Genomic DNA, 16387 nt, shown 5'->3' with positions numbered 1-16387 from the left:
GACAGGCTTGCCTCTCACCACGCCTGGCAGCCCCATCCGGCGCATCAGGCGCTCGACGGTGCAACGAGCGGTGGGGATCGCTTCTCGATGCAATTGGCGCCAGACCTTGCGGATGCCGTAGACACCGAAGTTCTCGTCCCAGACGCGCTGGATCTCGGCGCTCAGCCAGCGATCACGCTGGATGCGGGGTGGCGCTCGATCAGGCTGGGCGTTACGCGCCTTGTGCTCGTAGTAGGTCGACGGGGCGATCGGCAGGATACGGCAGATCGGCTCGACCCCGTACGACTCTCGGTGATCATCGATAAACTCGATCATTACGTGCCGTGGCGCAGGGGGCCTGCCCGTCGCGCTCCGCCTGGGCAAAATACGCGGAAGCCTTGCGCAGGATCTCGTTGGCCTGCTTCAGCTCGCGGTTCTCGCGCTCCAGGGCCTTGATCCGCTCGCGTTCAGTCGTGGTCGTGCCTTCCCGCCGCCCCGCATCACGTTCGGTCTGACGGACCCAGCTACGTAGCGTCTCCGGTGTGCAGCCGATCTTGGGGGCAATGGCGCCGATAGCCGCCCATTGGGAGGGGTGGCCGGCCTCGTGGTCGAAGACCATGCGGACGGCCCGCTGACGGACCTCAGGGGCATATCGCTTGGAAGTGTTGATGGCTCCATCCTCTCAAGGTTTGGAGCCTCCGGGAATCCCGGTACGGTTCACCAGGGCGCTGATGGGCGAAGCAGAGTGGGGAGGCCAGTTCACGATCCGCCGCATCTTCCTGATGCAGCGCTTGCAGGACAGCCTCGCTGAGAACGGGAAGATGCTATCCTTCCAGGTCCCGCGCCGCCGAGAGCAGTGTCAGCCGACCTTGTCGGGCGTGGCGCATCAGCGGAATCAGATTCTCCGGCGCTTCGCGGAGTTCTCCTCGGTAGCGGGTGAAAAACACTTCCGCGCTGATCTCCCCCAGTTGGTGCGCGAGTCTGGTCGATCGTCTCTGGCCACGTGGCAAGCGCCGCGAGAGTCTGGCACTGACCGACTCGCGATGCGTCCGCCTCACCCGCGCTCCGACGCCATTACCATCCTCGGCGGCTATCGGCTGATAGATCCGGTTGAGCACGATGTCATAGGCCATCGCTACTCGCCTCCCATCTTCAGGTCATCGAGGGCTTCCTTGGCCTGCTCCTGCCAGGCGCCGGGGATGGTAGCCCCTCGCTGCAGGGCTTCGTGGGCCTTGTCGCCTTCCCCCAACTCGCGATGCAGCAGCCCCAGGTTGAGCCAGGCGACGGCAAGGCCGGAATCCGCTTTGACGGCATCCTCGAAGGCCTCGATGGCGCCCTGGCTATCACCGATGGCATTACGGGCATTACCCAGCGCGAAGTGGCCCATGGCCTGTGTCGGGTGCCGTGCCACGAAAGCCTCCCAGGCGGGTATGGCAGCTTTTGCTCCCTGGACGCGTTCGAAGTCGGCAATGGCCTCCAGGGCGCTCTTTGCATCAGTGGTGGCGGGCAAGTCGCCGGGTGGCAGGGCGATGAAGGCCCATCGATCGCTGCGGGCCCAAGTGGCATCGAAGCGCGTGAAGGAGGTCATTCGCTCCGGCTCCATGCCGCTGTGAAGGATCAGCGTTTCCTCCTCCCGATCAAAGCCGATGGCGACGGCATAGTGCCAGACCGGCCAGGTCGGCAACGACAGGTTCTGCATTACCACCACCGGATGGCCGGCATCGATCTCGGTCAGTAGCGCATCGAAACCGCCGTTGATCACAAAGGGGATGCGGCCGTGCCGGCGTGTGGTAGCCAGCATCTCGGGTTGAACGCTGCCTTCGCGACCGGGGAGGAAGACCTGCGGGATCAACGTGTCGAGGTCCACGGGCACGCCAGAGGCGTTGAGCACCATGGCAAGCGAGGCCGGGCCGCACTGGTAGTCGCGTTGGCCGTGGAAGGGGACCTCTTCGAGCAGCGTCTGTTGGGGCAGCTTCTGACTCGTGGACTCCGAAAGCTCAGGTGTGCTGGCACAGCCGGCGATATTGAGCATCATCAGCACCAACGCAAGAACGCCCGGGGCACGGGCGTTCTTGCGGAGCGTGTTGGCGTGATGCCTGATAGGGCATGGGGTCATACGACGCATCCAATCAGCGGGTAAAGGGATAAACGTCGGTTAGGCCGAGAATGTCAGTAACCAGCAGGATCACGAAAACGGCGAAGAGAGCTCCGACCACGCTGGCGCCGGCTGGCAGCTGCTCGAGTTGCTCGGCCATTTGGGCAGCTTCCGCATCGGAGAGGGCCGCGACACGGGCTTCGACCTGGGCTGGGTCAACGCCCTGAGCGACCAGCTGCTGCTGAACATCGTCACGCGCGAGAACCTCATGGATCCGTTCCCGGTCTTGCTGGACGCGCTCGGTCGTCAGCGCCTCCTGGGTGCTCACCAGGCCACTGTCTGTACTGGCAGGCGCGGCGGCTACCGGGAGGCTGCCAAGCACCAGCGCGGCGATCAACAGCGGGCTGAGGTAACGATAGAGTTTTTTCATCATGTCGGTGTTCCTTCTTCTCAAATTGGGCTTCCGATTCCAGGCCTCGGCGTTTGCCTCCGTGCAGGACGCCGAGAGAACGATTCCTCACCAGTATAGGACGGAATGATGTGAAATTTCATGCCCTTGTGGGAGGGGAGTTGGGAGCCAGTTCAGCCGATCCGATAAGAGGAGGGCAGCTCGGCGAGCAGGCCGCGGCCGCCGGCCAGGGTCAGCGCCAGGTCGTGCAGGCCATCCCACAGCGGCACGCTGCCGCCGCCTTTGATGGCCAGGTCCAGGCGCTGGGCGAACAGCAGCAGCTTGTGCAGCCGCTTGAGAGGTAGCCGGGCGAGGGCCTGCTGGTAGGCGGGGCGGCGTTTCTCGAAGATCGGCGGCTTCTGGGCCTTGCAGGCATGCTCGAGGCTCTGGCCCTGGTCGAGGTGCTGCTGGAGGGAGAGCAGCAGCCGCAGCTCCCGCGACAGCGCCCACAGCACGATGGGCGCCTCGACGCCTTCGCCGCGCAGGCCGGCCATGATCCGCGTGACCCGCACCCGCTCGCCTTTAAGGCAGGCGTCCATCAGGGTGAAGACGTCATAGCGGGCGCTGTCCTCGACGCCGCCGGCGACTTCCCGGGCGCCGATCCGCGCGCCCGGCGGCAGCATCAGGGCCAGCTTCTGCAGTTCCTGATCGGCGGCCAGCAGATTGCCTTCGGTGCGCTCGCCGAGCAGTCGGGCGGCGTCGAGGTCCAGCGAGAGGCCATGGCGGGAGGCGCGATCGCGTAGCCAGAAGCCCAGCCGCGAGGCATCCACTGGCCATACCGGCACGAAGAGCCCGATCTTGTCCAAGGCCTTGAACCAGGCGCTCTTCTGTTCGCGATAGTCGAGCTTGCCGGTGGAGAGCAGCAGGACGTCATCGCTGTCTTTGAGGGATTCGGCGTAGTCACGCAGCGCCTTGGCGCCATCCTGGCCGGGCTTGCCGCTGCCCAGCCGCACTTCGATGAGCCTCCGGGTAGCGAACAGCGAGAGGTTGGCGGCCGCTTCGGTCAGGCGTCCCCAGGCGAAGTTGGCTTCCACGTGCAGGATTTCGCGCTCCTCTATGCCGGCCTGGCGGGAAGCGGCGCGAACGGCATCGCAGGCCTCGACGTGCTGCAGCGGCTCCTCGCCGGCGACGATCACCACCGGCGGCAGTTTCTTGGCCAGCGCATCCTCTAGCTTGTCGGCAAATACCTTCACGAACGGACCTTCACGAGATATCCAGTGCGCGCAGGCGGTTCATCAGCTGGCTCACGGCGGCGTCGCGCAGCCTCTCGCGCGCTTCCTCGCGTAGGTCGTCCTGGGCCAGCAGTTCGTCGCTGTTGACGGTTAGGCGCTCGCTGACTTCCAGGCGCTGCTGGTCGAGCAAGTACGCGCTGTCGGCGCGGCGCTGCACGGAGAAGGGTACCTCCAGGGATATCTCCAGCTCGCGCGGCCCACTCTCGAGCACGCTCAGCGAGCGTTCGCGGAAGCGTTCCGGCCCCAGGTTGAGGACGTACTCGGCCTGGCCATCGATGCGGGTACCGGCCTCCGTCAGCCGGCGGACAACCTTACGGGATAGCTCGCTGTCCATGCCCTCAAGGGCCAGAACATCGATGGCGACCACCGGCTGGTCGAGGCCGCGCAGGCGAAAGCCGCAGCCGGCCAGCGCCAGGGAGGCGCCGGTGGCGAGGCCAAATTGCAGTAGGGTGCGGCGCTGCATGGAACTCTCCCCGTCAGGGTCCGGCGTTCAGCCGACCACGATATTGACCAGCTTGCCGGGCACCACGATCACCTTGCGGACGGTCTTGCCCTCGATGTGGCGCTGCACGTTCTCGGCCTCCAGGGCCTGGGCCTCGATAGCAGCCTTGTCGGCATCGGCCTCGACCTCGAGACGCGCGCGCAGCTTGCCGTTCACCTGCACCACCAGCTCAATGGTATCGCGCTCCAGGGCCGCGTCATCGACCGCCGGCCAGCGAGCATCGATCGCCGGTTCAGCGTGGCCCAGCGCCTGCCAGAGGGTGTGGCAGGCATGAGGGGTGATCGGGGCGAGCAGCAGCACGCAGGCCTCCACCGCCTCGCGCGCCACGGCCCGGCCTTGTGGCGAGTTGTCATCGAACTTGGAGAGGGCGTTGGTCAGCTCCATCACCGCGGCAATGGCGGTATTAAAGGTGGTCCGCCGGCCGATGTCGTCGCCGGCCTTCTTGATGGTCTCGTGGGTCTTGCGACGCAGCTCGCGCTGGGTGTCGTCGAGGGCGGCGAGGTCGAACGTGCCGGGCTCGCCGGCCGCAAGATGCTCGCTGACCAGCCGCCACAGGCGCTTGAGAAAGCGGTGGGCGCCCTCGACGCCGGCATCCGACCACTCCAGCGACTGTTCGGGCGGCGCGGCGAACATCATGAACAGGCGTACGGTGTCGGCGCCGAAGCGGTCGATCATCGATTGCGGGTCGACGCCGTTGTTCTTCGACTTCGACATCTTCTCGATGCCGCCCATCTCGACAGGCTGACCGTCGCTGACGAGAACCGCACTGACCGCGCGGCCCTTCTCGTCGCGCTTGACCTCGACATCGGCGGGGTTGAACCATTCCTTGCCGCCGTTCTCGGTGGGGCGATAGTAGGTCTCGGCGATCACCATGCCCTGGGTGAGCAGGCGCTGGAAGGGCTCATCGCTTTTCACCAGCCCCAGGTCGCGCATCAGCTTGGTGAAGAAGCGGGCATACAGCAGGTGCAGGATGGCGTGCTCGATGCCACCGATGTACAGATCCACCGGCAGCCAGTAGTCGACGCGCTCATCCAGCATCGCTTCCATGTTGTCTGCACAGCAGAAGCGCGCGAAATACCAGGAGGACTCCATGAAGGTGTCGAAGGTATCGGTCTCGCGAGTCCAGCCGTCGCCGAGATCATGGAACTCGGGCATGCGCTTGAGCGGTGAGCCGGTGGCGTCGACGGTGACGTCCATGGGCAAGGCAACCGGCAGTTCCTCGTCGGTGAGCGGCACGGTCTGGCCCTCGGGGCCGTACTTGACCGGAATCGGTGCGCCCCAGTAGCGCTGACGGGCCACGCCCCAGTCGCGCAGGCGGAAGTTGACCTTGACCTCGCCGCGTCCCAGCTCGGCGAGGCGCTGGGCGATGGCATCGAACGCCGCCTCGAAGTCCAGGCCGTCGAATTCGCCGGAGTGCATCAGGGTGCCGTAGTCGGCGTGGGCGCCCTCGGAGAGGTCCGGCGCCTGGCCGTTCTCGTCGGCGATCACCGCCTCGATGGGCAGGCCGTACTTGGTGGCGAATTCCCAGTCGCGCTGGTCGTGGCCGGGCACGGCCATCACCGCCCCGGTGCCGAACTCCATGAGCACGAAGTTGGCCACGTAGACGGGCACCTCGCGGCCGGTGAGCGGATGCACGGCCAGGTGGCCGGTGGGCATGCCCTTCTTCTCGCGGGTGGCCAGCTCGGCTTCCGAGGTGCCGCCGCGGGCGCACTCGGCGCAGAAGTCGGCCAGCGCGGCATTGTGCTCGGCGGCCTGCTTGGCCAGCGGGTGGTCGGCGGCCACGGCCATGTAGGTGACGCCCATCAGGGTATCGGGGCGGGTGGTATAGACCGCGAGTGGCTGGGCCGGCGCGCCATCGGCGGCCTGGATGTGGGAGCCCTCCGCGGGTTTGATATCAAAGCTCATTTCCACGCCGCGCGACTTGCCGATCCAGTTGCGCTGCATGGTCTTGACCTGCTCGGGCCAATCGATGCGCTCCAAGTCGGCCAGCAGTTCCTCGGCGTAGTCGGTGATCTTGAGGAACCACAGCGGGATTTCCTTGCGCTCCACCAGTGCGCCGGAGCGCCAGCCGCGGCCCTCGATCACCTGCTCGTTGGCCAGCACCGTCTGGTCGACCGGGTCCCAGTTGACGGTGGACATCTTCTTGTAGACCAAACCCTTTTCCACCAGCTTGGTGAAGAACCACTGCTCCCAGCGGTAGTAGTCGACATCGCAGGTGGCGAACTCGCGACTCCAGTCGTAGGCGAAGCCCAGCGCCTTGAGCTGCTGGCGCATGTAATCGATGTTGTCGTAGGTCCACTTGGCGGGCGGTACCCGGTTCTGGATAGCGGCGTTCTCCGCCGGCATGCCGAAAGCGTCCCAGCCCATGGGCTGCATGACGTTCTTGCCCTGCATGCGCTGGTAGCGAGAGACCACATCGCCGATGGTGTAGTTGCGCACATGCCCCATGTGTAGCTTGCCGCTGGGGTAGGGGAACATCGACAGGCAGTAGAACTTCTCGCGGCTGGCGTCTTCCACCGCCTTGAAGCACTGGTTTTTGTCCCAGAACTGCTGGGCGTCGCGTTCGGTCTCGTGGGGCTTGTACTGTGCGTCCATCGCTCTCTTCGGGTACCTTGAAAGTCGAGCGCAGCGGCCTGGTGCTGCGCATGTCAGCGGCCCTTGTCCGGCGTCAAGGTCTGGCGCCGTGGCGGCGCGAAACCATTGAATTTCCGGCGGGATGTCGTCTAAATGGAATAACTGGCTGTGCGCTAGGATACCCCAGCACGGCGCCTGGCGGCTATGGGGCAGCACCGCCGGGCCTGCAAGCCCTGTCGCGAATTGAGGAGAGCAACATGAGTGAGCACAAGGAGCCGCATCAGGAACACCGCCTTCGCGAGGGCTACGAGCGCATGCTCGACCGGCTGCGCGAGGGCGCCGATGAGCTGACCTGGGAGAATCTGCAGAAAGAGCTGGACGAGGCGGTCGAGTTCGAGGACGAACTGGAGGAGTTCACCAAGGACGAACTGGCGCTGCTGCGCGCCTGGGTGGAGCGCGACCTCAAGGAGATGCGTCGCTACCTGAGTGCCGGTGGCGAGGGTGTCGCCAGCTGGCTGGGGATCGATCTTTCGATGCTATCGCGCAAGGTGGTGGAGTCGCTGTTTTCCATCGCCGATCGCAGTGTGATCGAGCGCGAGCGGCTCGAGGATGACCTGGAGGCATCACGCGCCGACTACGTGGCCGGCGAGATGGCCGTGCCCGGGCGCATGGCCTGCGTGCACTGTGATGCCATCGTCGAACTGGAGGGCGTGACCCGCATCGAGCCCTGTCACCAGTGCGGCCATCGCTACTTCGTGCGCGCGCCGAAGGAGTGAGAAGGTGGCTTCCCATGGGGCGGCCTTTCTAATGCCTTTAAAGGCTTGCTTCCATCACCACAATGGCCCCCACCACCAGTAGCGTCATGATCGCGGCATAGCCGAGGTTGTGGCGCATCATCGTAGTTCCACTGACGCCGTAGCGTCCCTGCAGCGAGAGGTTGATGCCGGAGAGCGGGCCGACGCTGGTGCCGACCGCCCAGGAGGCCAGGGCCACGAAAGCGAAGAGGGTCTGTCGTCCGCCATCCAGGTCGAGCATCGAGGCGAGGACCGACACGCCGATGATGGGGTGCAGGCCGGCTGCGGCACTGATCACGATGGCCAGGAAGCTGGCGATGGCCTGCACGGGACCGAAATGGGCAAACAGCGTCCAGCTGCTGTCGGTGGCGGCGGCGATGAAGGTCGATAGCCCCTGGGTCAGTAGCCCGGCACACAGGAACAGGGAGATCTCACCACGCATGGCCGGCAATCGAACGAGGGTGTGCTGGTGCACGCGTCGCAGCGTCCAGCGCGGCCCCTGGGGCAAGTTGGAGAGCAGCGCCACGCTCGGCAGCAGGAAGGTGATGATGCTGACGATGGAGAGGTCGGGCGTGATGCCGTAATGGAACAGCATCACCAGGGCCGCCATGCTGACCGGCATCAGCAGGCTGCGCGGCGACAGCGAGAAGCCGGCCGTATCGGCCAGCTCGAAACGGTGCGTAAGCTCGCCCACGGTCAGCATGCCCGCGGCCATGGCCAGCGGTAGGCCGAAGGCGAGGATCGTGGCGTAGTGCATCTCGGGGGCCAGGGTCATCACCACGCCCATGGAGGCGAAGAAGGGCGACCAGAGGGCGGCGCTGGAGAGGCCACGATTGAGGCCGAGTAGCTGCGGTGTAGTCAGCGGGCCGCGGCGTTCCAGGCGGTCGCCGACCATGAACACTGTGGAGAGGTTGAGGATCGAGCCGAGCAGATGGACCCCCAGCCAGGTGCCCAGCATGCCGCGGGCGCCGGTCAGGGCCTTGCCCGCGGGGCGCGACCGCCCGCGCAGGTTGCCGATCAGGCCGATGAAGCTGACCCCCACGAGCATGGCAACCACATAGGTATTGCCGTCGAGGATGCCCGGCCAGTCGATCCGGGCGTCGTGCCAGATACTTGCCAGCACCAGCAGCCCCAGGCCGATCGCGGCCAGCACCCCGGCCTGGCCGCGGGTACGCCGCGGGATGTCGACCCACAGCAGCGCCGTTGCCAGCCACAGGCAGTAGCTCACCGCGTGCGCCAGTGGGAACAGGTCGGTGAACTGTGCCACCTGCAAAAGCAGTCCGGACAGAATCAGACCGCCTGCTAGCGCATGGCGGGGGATGATCTTGGGCTGGGGGGTGTCGGGCACTGGCGCGGTTCCTGGCGCAAAAGATGAGCAGTCTAAACAATTCCTCGCGCATCTGTCCTGGGGCGGCGGCTAACAAAAGCCCCTGCCGCCGCTTCACGATAGGTCGCGGCGCGAGCGCGGCTCCTACAAACAACCCCTTGATGTCCTGGCCTATTTAACCTCGGCGCCACTCCCTGGCCGCTGGCTCGCGGGCCGCGTCGAGCTGGGCCAGCATGGCCCGCGCCGGATTGGAGAGGGTGCGGCTGCGATGCACCAGATAGCCCAGCGGGCGCTGGATGGGCGGGTGGTCGACGTCGAGTTCGTGCAGCTCGCCGGCCACCAGGTGCGCCGGCAGCAGGCTCCAGCCCAGGCCAATGGCGGTCATCATCTTCAGCGTCTCCAGGTAGTTGGTGGAGAGCGCCACCGGCAGGTGGAGGCCGGCGGCCGCGAAGCGTGACTCGATCAGGCCGCGGGTAAAGGTGAGGGGGCCGGGTAGTACGGCGTCGAATTCGCACAGCGTTTTCAGGCTGGGGTTTTCCCGTTCGGCAAGGGGATGGTCCGCAGCACAGACGAAACAGAGCCGATCGATCCATACCGGGACCACCTGAAGCTGCGCATCGGGGTGCGGCGCCAGGGTGACCACGGCGATTTCCAGCGAGCCATCGAGTACGCCCTGATAGGCTTCCTCGGAGTCCAGGAAGTGAAGGTCGAGTCGCACCTCGGGATGCTCGCGGGTATACGCCTTGAGCAACGGCGGGAGGCGGTGCAGGCCGATATGGTGGCTGGTGGCCAGCGTCAGGCTGCCGGCCACGCTGCCCTCGAGGTTACCCAGCGCCCGGCGGCTGTCGTCGACCATCACCAGGATCTGTCGCGCCCGTGGCAGCAGAACCCGGCCGGCCTCGGTAAGACTGACGCGCCGGCCGATGCGATCAAACAGCCGCGCGTCGATCTGCCCCTCCAGCACGGCGATACGCTTGCTCACCGCCGGCTGGGTGAGATGCAGCTGCTCGGCGGCGCGGGAAAAACTGCCGCTGTCGGCCACGGCAAGAAAGGCCTGCAGACTCTGCGTGTCCAAGCCAAGACCTCCGAAGGATCCATTAGGGTCAGACCCTTCAGTAAACTTTGGGATCTGACCCTGAAGGGGAATTTGAATTCCAATATGGAATCTAATCCATAAATAACATGAATTGCTTTTATGGGCGAGGGGCGGGAAACTGACGTAAATGAGCCGGTGTCTCTCTATGTGCCGCCATGGGGTCAGACCCCGGCGGCGTCGATAAGGCCGGTGAAGCGCACCATCATGGGCCTGGTGGCCTGGCCGGGGTCTGACCCCGTGGAAGCCACCTGTCGTGGCCTCCGCTTGCAAGGCCCACCCATCATAATGACCGACCAGACTGAGCACAGGGCCCAGGGCCCGGGAGAACGATATGGCAGGCCAGACACTCTACGACAAGCTGTGGTCGCAGCACCTCGTCAAGGAGCGTGGTGACGGCACCGCGCTGATCTACATCGACCGTCAGCTGCTCCATGAGGTGACCTCGCCTCAGGCCTTCGAGGGGCTGCGCCTGGCAGGGCGCAAGCCGTGGCGCATCGATGCCAACCTGGCCACCCCGGACCACAACGTGCCCACCACCCTCAAGGAACGCGCCGAGGGCAATGCCGGTATCAAGGACCCGGTGTCGCTGATTCAGGTGCAGACCCTCGACGACAACTGCGTCGAGTTCGGCATCGAGGAGTTCAAGATCAACGACCCGCGCCAGGGCATCGTCCACGTGGTGGGCCCGGAGCAGGGCGCCACGCTGCCGGGCATGACCGTGGTCTGCGGTGACTCGCATACCGCCACCCACGGTGCCTTCGCGGCGCTGGCGCACGGCATCGGCACCTCCGAGGTGGAGCACGTGCTCGCCACGCAGTGCCTGCTGGCCCAGAAGATGAAGAACATGCAGGTGCGCGTCGAGGGTGAACTCGGCACCGGCGTGACCGCCAAGGACATCGTGCTGGCGATCATCGGCCGGATCGGCACGGCCGGTGGTACCGGCTATGCCATCGAATTTGCCGGCAGCGCCATCCGCGATCTCTCCATGGAGGGCCGGATGACCGTCTGCAATATGGCCATCGAGGCGGGCGCACGCGTCGGGCTGATCGCCGTGGACGATACCACCATCGACTATCTGCGCGACCGCCATTACGCCCCCACCGGCGAGATGTGGGACGCCGCGGTAGCCGACTGGCGCAACCTGGTCTCCGATAGCGACGCCCCCTTCGACAAGGTGGTAACGCTGGATGCCGCCAAGATCGAGCCGCAGGTGTCCTGGGGTACCAGCCCCGAGATGGTCACCGGCATCTCCGGTGTGGTGCCGGACCCGGCCGAGGCCGGTGACGAGACCATGCAGCGCGGCTACACCCGTGCGCTGGAGTACATGGGGCTGGCACCCAGGCAGAAGATCACCGATATCCGCCTCGACAAGGTGTTCATCGGTTCCTGCACCAATTCACGCATCGAGGACCTGCGCGAGGCCGCCAAGGTGGCGCGCGGCAAGAAGGTCGCCGACTCCATCCAGCTGGCCATGGTGGTGCCGGGCTCCGGCCTGGTGAAGCGCCAGGCGGAAGCGGAGGGGCTCGACAAGGTGTTCATCGAGGCGGGCTTCGAGTGGCGCGAGCCGGGGTGCTCCATGTGCCTGGCGATGAACGCCGACAAGCTGGGGGCCGGCGAGCACTGCGCCTCCACCTCCAACCGCAACTTCGAGGGTCGCCAGGGCTTCGGCGGACGCACCCACCTGGTCAGCCCGGCCATGGCGGCGGCTGCGGCCATCGCCGGCCACTTCGTGGATGTCAGGGGCTTGGGCAACACCGATGCTGCCAATGACGATGTCCAGGGTCAGGAGGCCTGAAGCATGAACAAGTTCGAACGCACCGAAGGCCTCGTCGCACCGCTCGACCGGGCCAATGTCGACACCGACCTGATCATTCCCAAGCAGTTTCTTAAGTCGATCAAGCGCACCGGCTTCGGCGTCAATCTCTTCGACGAACTGCGATACCTCGACGAGGGGCAGCCCGGGCAGGATGTCAGCCAGCGTCCGAAGAATCCCGATTTCGTGCTGAATCAGCCGCGTTACCAGGGCGCCAGCGTGCTGCTGGCGCGGCGCAACTTCGGCTGTGGCAGCTCGCGTGAGCACGCCCCCTGGGCGCTGGAGGACTTCGGCTTTCGGGTGATCATCGCGCCGAGCTTTGCTGACATCTTCTACAACAACGCCTTTAAGAATGGCCTGCTGCTGGTGACGCTCCCGGAAGAGAGCGTGGATCGCCTGTTCGCCGAGGTGGAGGCACACGAGGGCTACCGTCTGGACGTCGATCTGGAAAACCAGCGGGTGATCACGCCTTCCGGTGAGATCTTCACGTTCGAGGTGGATGAATTCCGCAAGCAGTGCCTGCTGGAAGGCCTGGACGATATCGGCATCACCCTGAAGGACGAGGACGCCATCCGCGACTTCGAGGCACAGCATCGCGCCGCACGGCCCTGGCTGTTCCGCGACTCCGCTCAGGCTTGACCCCCTCTCACACTCTTGCCGCCGGGATCGCGGGCTGATCCAGCCAGAGCGCCGAGGGGCGCCGGGGACAGGCTGAAAAGGAGGTCCTATGCCATGGATGGCATCGGTTTCGCCCAGGGATGGGTTTACAGCGCCCCCTTGTAAGCGCGTCCCCGGAAAAGCCCCGGACTGGTGGTGACGACACAAGGACGAAGTAATGACACATAAGGTTCTTATTCTCCCCGGGGACGGCATCGGCCCCGAGATCACCGCCCAGGCCAGTCGCATTCTGGCCGCTTGCCAGGCCCGTGGTCTCGACGTCGAGGTCGAAGAGGGGCTGTTGGGCGGTGCCGCCTATGACGCGCATGGCGAGCCGCTGCCCTCCGAGACGCTGGAGAAGGCCAAGGCGGCGCGTGGCATCCTGCTGGGCGCCGTGGGCGGCCCCAAGTGGGACAAGATCGAGGACCTCGCCAAGCGCCCGGAAAAGGGCCTGCTGGGCGTGCGCAAGCAGCTGGGCCTGTTCGGTAACCTGCGCCCGGCCATCACCTATCCTCAGCTCGCCGCGGCGTCCAGCCTCAAGCCCGAGCTGGTCGCCGGCCTCGATATCATGATCGTGCGCGAGCTGACCGGTGGCATCTACTTCGGTCAGCCACGCGGCATCGAGGAGCGTGACGGCGAGCGGGTGGGCTTCAACACCTACATCTACTCCGAGAGCGAGATCGAGCGCATCGGTCGCGTCGCCTTCGAGATGGCGCAGAAGCGTGACAAGAAGCTCTGCAGTGTCGACAAGGCCAACGTGCTTGAGGTCACCATTCTGTGGCGCGAGGTGATGGAGCGCCTGGCGCCGGAGTATCCGGACGTCGAGCTTTCCCACATGTACGTCGACAACGCCGCCATGCAGCTGGTGCGAGCGCCTAAGCAGTTCGACGTCGTGGTCACTGGCAATATGTTTGGCGACATTCTTTCGGATGCCGCCGCCATGCTCACGGGTTCGATCGGCATGCTGCCCTCTGCGTCGCTCAACGAGAGTGGCCAGGGGATGTATGAGCCCTGCCACGGCAGCGCACCGGACATTGCCGGCCAGGGCATCGCCAATCCGCTGGCGACGATCCTCTCGGTGGCCATGATGCTGCGCTACTCCCTTGACGTGCCGGAGATGGCAAGCCGCATCGAGGCCGCCGTGGGCAAGGTGCTGGACGATGGCCTGCGAACGGCCGACATCGCCTCCGATGGAACTCGCACCGTTTCCACCAGCGAGATGGGAGACTCCGTGCTGTCCGCTTTCGAGCTGATGTAATGCAAGCAAGCTGCGTCATGACGCGCGCGCATTAATCTGCTTTACCAGCGGCGCCAGGTTACGCGCCATGTCGTCCAGCGACCAGGGACGGCGATAGCGGTAGACCTGGATGCGCCGGGACAGCTCGGAGACGTAGGCCATCAGGCGCGCTGGGCCGTTGAAGGCCTGCCCCCACTCCGGTAAATAGAGGGCCGTCATGACGACCTCGCTGGCCTCCTGGCCGTCGAGAGGCTCCAGGCTGGCAGCGGCGCCCCTGTCGGCATGTTCCAGCAGGACGAGGGCCTTCAACGGCTGGGCGTAGGTGTGAAATCCCCGGTGTTGAATGAGGTGATATTTGTCGGTTCGTGTCAGATCCCTGCTGAGGCTTTGATGATCGAACCCCAGGCTCGCCACGGCATCCCTCCTGAGCTTGAGCCTGGGTGGCCCTGGGTGCAGATTGGGTAGCGCCTCATCCGGTTTGATGACGCCGACCTCGTCAGTCAAAAGCGGCCAGTCATGGTGATAATGCAGCCAGGCGGCCAGTGTCGATATGCCAGCGCCGTGGTCGCCGGTGAATCCCCAGACTCCGCTTGGCGTTTCCAGGGCGCTCAGGTGGAGGGGAAGCCAGTGCTTCTGGTGCAGCAGCGCGCCCATTGCGCTGCCTAGCAGATGGCCTCGCAGATCCCTGTTGGGCGTGCCGGTTCCGTGGGTCTTCAACATCCGTCGGTCGATCAGGATACGCTTTCCCTGTTCGATTCGATAACGGGCGATTCCCTCGATGCTGAACTCGGAGCAGTCGGCGCTAGACTGCCGGTCGGCTTCGATAACGCCTTCACTTTTGATGATGTCAGAGAAGGAGCCGGCCAGTATTTCGATATCTTGGGTGGGCGAGGACGCGGTTACGCGAAGCTCGGGGAGTTCAAATTGCGAGCTGAGCACGAGACCGTAACTGCTGTAGTGGTAACACGGGACGGCCGAGCTTGAGAGCCCGCGTTTCTCCTCAGTGTCCAGGGCGTTCCTAGTGGTAGGGACGGCAATATTGTGGCGCATTTCCTGAGCCCCTTTGCCATGGCTGTGTCCTTATGGGTCCAGTGGGCTGAATGCCGAGTGGGACCCCTGGAGCTTGTTACCGTGGACATTTGGTGTTTATTACATAAATTTACCTAATGTCACAGTTTTGTCAATTCTTGTTTCACTGGAATACCGATAGGGGTCGGCTACGTCTGACTTGCATTGGCCGGAACCGGTAGACGTCTGCCAGGCGGGTCCGGCTCATGTATAATGTCTCGCACATTCGATTTCTGGAGGGCTTTACATGTTGAAAGTCGGTTTCGTCGGTTGGCGTGGCATGGTTGGTTCCGTGCTGATGCAGCGGATGATCGAGGATGGTGATTTCCAGGGCATCGAGCCGATCTTCTTCACGACCTCTCAGGTCGGCCAGGCCGGTCCCGATGTTGGCGTCGACGTTCCCCCGCTGAAGGATGCCTTCGACCAGGACGCTCTCAAGGCGCTGGATGTGGTCGTCACCTCCCAGGGGGGCGAGTACACCGAGAAGGTCTATGCCGACCTGCGCCAGAGCGGCTGGAAGGGCTACTGGATCGATGCCGCCAGCACCCTGCGCATGGCGGATGATTCGACCATCGTGCTCGATCCGGTCAATCGCAAGGTCATCGATGCGCAGCTGGCCAAGGGCGCCAAGACCTTTGTCGGCGGCAATTGCACCGTCAGCCTGATGCTGATGGGCCTCGGCGGTCTCTTCGAAGCAGATCTGATCGAGTGGATGACCTCCATGACCTATCAGGCCGCTTCCGGCTCCGGCGCCAAGCACATGCGTGAGCTGCTCAACCAGATGGGCAGCCTGCGCGACAGCGTGGCCGATGAGTTGGCCGATCCGGGCAGCGCCATCCTCGACATCGATCGCAAGGTCACCGCGGCTATGCGCAGCGGCGAGTTCCCCACCGACAACTTCGGTGCCCCGCTGGCCGGCAGCCTGCTGCCCTGGATCGACAAGGCCATGGACAACGGCCAGAGCAAGGAGGAGTGGAAGGGCTCCGTGGAGACCAACAAGATCCTCGGCCTCCAGGACAACCCGATCCCCATCGACGGGCTCTGTGTGCGCATCGGCGCCATGCGCTCCCACAGCCAGGCCTTCACCATCAAGCTCAAGAAGGACGTCCCGATCGACGAGATCGAGGATCGCCTGGCGCGCCACAACGATTGGGTCAAGGTGATTGGCAACGATAAGGATGCCACCATCGATGGCCTGACGCCGGCGGCCGCTACCGGTACCCTGAGCGTTCCGGTCGGGCGTCTGCGCAAGCTGGCCATGGGCGGCGAGTACCTTTCGGCCTTCAGCGTGGGGGATCAGCTGCTGTGGGGCGCCGCCGAGCCGCTCAAGCGGATGCTCAAGATCCTGCGCGAGCAGTAAGCCTCATGCGCTGTTCCATGACCGTGTGAACGAAAGCGGGACGCCCTGGTGGCGTCCCGCTTTTTGCTGGTGGCTGCCCGTTAGCGGGTTGGGGTCGCGCGTCATGCGTTCAATGGCTTATGTTGAAGTACGATAAATGCCGATGCTCTGTGAGGGCGTTGGCAAAGGGAATGTGATACATAGTCCTGATAAACCTAGTCACGAT

At 64.7% G+C, this 16387-nt stretch carries 15 protein-coding genes, 1 pseudogene and 1 other annotated feature; of the genes and pseudogenes, 5 read left to right on the top strand and 11 right to left on the bottom strand.

All coding sequences use genetic code 11. The features are described 5' to 3' along the window. Window positions 1-66: 66 nt before the first annotated feature. The 8 genes and pseudogenes from FHR95_RS17245 to leuS all read right to left on the bottom strand — a co-directional run. Window positions 67-315 (bottom strand): annotated as a pseudogene (locus FHR95_RS17245) (IS3 family transposase); the annotation flags it as partial. Further along, window positions 241-371, bottom strand: a sequence feature (AL1L pseudoknot). Its footprint overlaps the pseudogene before it by 75 nt. Continuing rightward, window positions 296-649 carry a transposase gene (locus FHR95_RS17240; protein WP_343065167.1) on the bottom strand — a complete coding sequence of 118 codons (354 nt, stop codon included), beginning with the start codon at window positions 647-649 and terminating at the stop codon, window positions 296-298. Its footprint overlaps the feature before it by 76 nt. The pseudogene FHR95_RS17245 and the gene FHR95_RS17240, both read right to left, overlap by 20 nt. A 154-nt stretch (window positions 650-803) precedes the next feature. Then, window positions 804-1112, bottom strand: a complete 309-nt coding sequence (locus tag FHR95_RS02340; RefSeq protein ID WP_183313209.1) for a DUF488 family protein, N3 subclade — start codon at window positions 1110-1112, stop codon at window positions 804-806. Window positions 1113-1114: 2 nt separating this feature from the next. Next, complete coding sequence (locus FHR95_RS02335; RefSeq protein WP_246378319.1) at window positions 1115-2095, bottom strand: PA2778 family cysteine peptidase; 981 nt, start codon at window positions 2093-2095, stop codon at window positions 1115-1117. A gap of 13 nt (window positions 2096-2108) precedes the next feature. Further along, entirely contained in the window at window positions 2109-2504 is a 396-nt protein-coding gene (locus FHR95_RS02330) for a PA2779 family protein (protein WP_183313386.1), read from the bottom strand. A 152-nt stretch (window positions 2505-2656) separates the two neighbouring features. Further along, window positions 2657-3715, bottom strand: coding sequence for a DNA polymerase III subunit delta (holA, locus tag FHR95_RS02325; protein WP_183313208.1), 1059 nt, complete (start codon window positions 3713-3715; stop codon window positions 2657-2659). 10 nt (window positions 3716-3725) lie between these two features. Beyond that, window positions 3726-4217, bottom strand: coding sequence for an LPS-assembly lipoprotein LptE (locus tag FHR95_RS02320; RefSeq protein ID WP_183313207.1), 492 nt, complete (start codon window positions 4215-4217; stop codon window positions 3726-3728). A gap of 27 nt (window positions 4218-4244) precedes the next feature. Continuing rightward, window positions 4245-6851 carry a leucine--tRNA ligase gene (leuS, locus tag FHR95_RS02315; RefSeq protein WP_183313206.1) on the bottom strand — a complete coding sequence of 869 codons (2607 nt, stop codon included), beginning with the start codon at window positions 6849-6851 and terminating at the stop codon, window positions 4245-4247. A 236-nt stretch (window positions 6852-7087) separates the two neighbouring features. Between leuS and FHR95_RS02310 the strand changes: the two genes are divergently transcribed. After that, complete coding sequence (locus FHR95_RS02310; RefSeq protein WP_183313205.1) at window positions 7088-7606, top strand: zinc ribbon-containing protein; 519 nt, start codon at window positions 7088-7090, stop codon at window positions 7604-7606. A gap of 37 nt (window positions 7607-7643) precedes the next feature. On the opposite strand, the gene FHR95_RS02305 is transcribed toward FHR95_RS02310, so the two are convergent. Together FHR95_RS02305 and FHR95_RS02300 are read right to left on the bottom strand one after the other, a co-directional pair. Next, the gene (locus tag FHR95_RS02305) at window positions 7644-8972 is read right to left on the bottom strand and encodes a hypothetical protein (RefSeq protein ID WP_343065156.1); all 1329 of its coding nucleotides are present in this window, start codon (window positions 8970-8972) and stop codon (window positions 7644-7646) included. Between the two features lie 154 nt (window positions 8973-9126). Next, complete coding sequence (locus tag FHR95_RS02300) at window positions 9127-10026, bottom strand: LysR family transcriptional regulator (protein WP_183313204.1); 900 nt, start codon at window positions 10024-10026, stop codon at window positions 9127-9129. 352 nt (window positions 10027-10378) lie between these two features. Here FHR95_RS02300 and leuC point away from each other — a divergent pair, with 352 nt between their 5' ends. The 3 genes from leuC (at window position 10379) to leuB (ending at window position 13775) form a co-directional block, all read left to right on the top strand. Further along, complete coding sequence (leuC, locus tag FHR95_RS02295) at window positions 10379-11842, top strand: 3-isopropylmalate dehydratase large subunit (RefSeq protein WP_183313203.1); 1464 nt, start codon at window positions 10379-10381, stop codon at window positions 11840-11842. Window positions 11843-11845: 3 nt separating this feature from the next. After that, entirely contained in the window at window positions 11846-12499 is a 654-nt protein-coding gene (leuD, locus tag FHR95_RS02290; RefSeq protein ID WP_183313202.1) for a 3-isopropylmalate dehydratase small subunit, read from the top strand. A 196-nt stretch (window positions 12500-12695) separates the two neighbouring features. Then, entirely contained in the window at window positions 12696-13775 is a 1080-nt protein-coding gene (gene leuB, locus FHR95_RS02285) for a 3-isopropylmalate dehydrogenase (protein WP_183313201.1), read from the top strand. Between the two features lie 15 nt (window positions 13776-13790). Here leuB and FHR95_RS02280 read toward each other — a convergent pair whose 3' ends face one another. Further along, window positions 13791-14693, bottom strand: coding sequence for a hypothetical protein (locus FHR95_RS02280; RefSeq protein ID WP_183313200.1), 903 nt, complete (start codon window positions 14691-14693; stop codon window positions 13791-13793). A 376-nt stretch (window positions 14694-15069) separates the two neighbouring features. On the opposite strand from FHR95_RS02280, the gene asd reads away from it, so the two are divergent. Further along, complete coding sequence (asd, locus tag FHR95_RS02275; RefSeq protein WP_183313199.1) at window positions 15070-16182, top strand: aspartate-semialdehyde dehydrogenase; 1113 nt, start codon at window positions 15070-15072, stop codon at window positions 16180-16182. The last annotated feature ends 205 nt before the right edge of the window (window positions 16183-16387 follow it).

The organism is Halomonas fontilapidosi, from assembly GCF_014192285.1.
Lineage (GTDB): Bacteria > Pseudomonadota > Gammaproteobacteria > Pseudomonadales > Halomonadaceae > Halomonas > Halomonas fontilapidosi.
Note: the sequence above shows the minus strand (reverse complement) of the source record. Positions and strands in the feature narration are given on the sequence as shown.

Bases quoted from the DNA above. Each gene is read 5' to 3' on its own strand.
- leuD (WP_183313202.1), top strand. From the start codon at position 11,846: ATGAACAAGTTCGAACGCACCGAAGGCCTCGTCGCACCGCTCGACCGG.
- leuC (WP_183313203.1), top strand. From the start codon at position 10,379: ATGGCAGGCCAGACACTCTACGACAAGCTGTGGTCGCAGCACCTCGTC.
- FHR95_RS02310 (WP_183313205.1), top strand. From the start codon at position 7,088: ATGAGTGAGCACAAGGAGCCGCATCAGGAACACCGCCTTCGCGAGGGC.
- FHR95_RS02320 (WP_183313207.1), bottom strand. From the start codon at position 4,217: ATGCAGCGCCGCACCCTACTGCAATTTGGCCTCGCCACCGGCGCCTCC.
- leuS (WP_183313206.1), bottom strand. From the start codon at position 6,851: ATGGACGCACAGTACAAGCCCCACGAGACCGAACGCGACGCCCAGCAG.
- FHR95_RS02335 (WP_246378319.1), bottom strand. From the start codon at position 2,095: ATGACCCCATGCCCTATCAGGCATCACGCCAACACGCTCCGCAAGAAC.
- FHR95_RS02330 (WP_183313386.1), bottom strand. From the start codon at position 2,504: ATGAAAAAACTCTATCGTTACCTCAGCCCGCTGTTGATCGCCGCGCTG.
- leuB (WP_183313201.1), top strand. From the start codon at position 12,696: ATGACACATAAGGTTCTTATTCTCCCCGGGGACGGCATCGGCCCCGAG.
- asd (WP_183313199.1), top strand. From the start codon at position 15,070: ATGTTGAAAGTCGGTTTCGTCGGTTGGCGTGGCATGGTTGGTTCCGTG.
- FHR95_RS02340 (WP_183313209.1), bottom strand. From the start codon at position 1,112: ATGGCCTATGACATCGTGCTCAACCGGATCTATCAGCCGATAGCCGCC.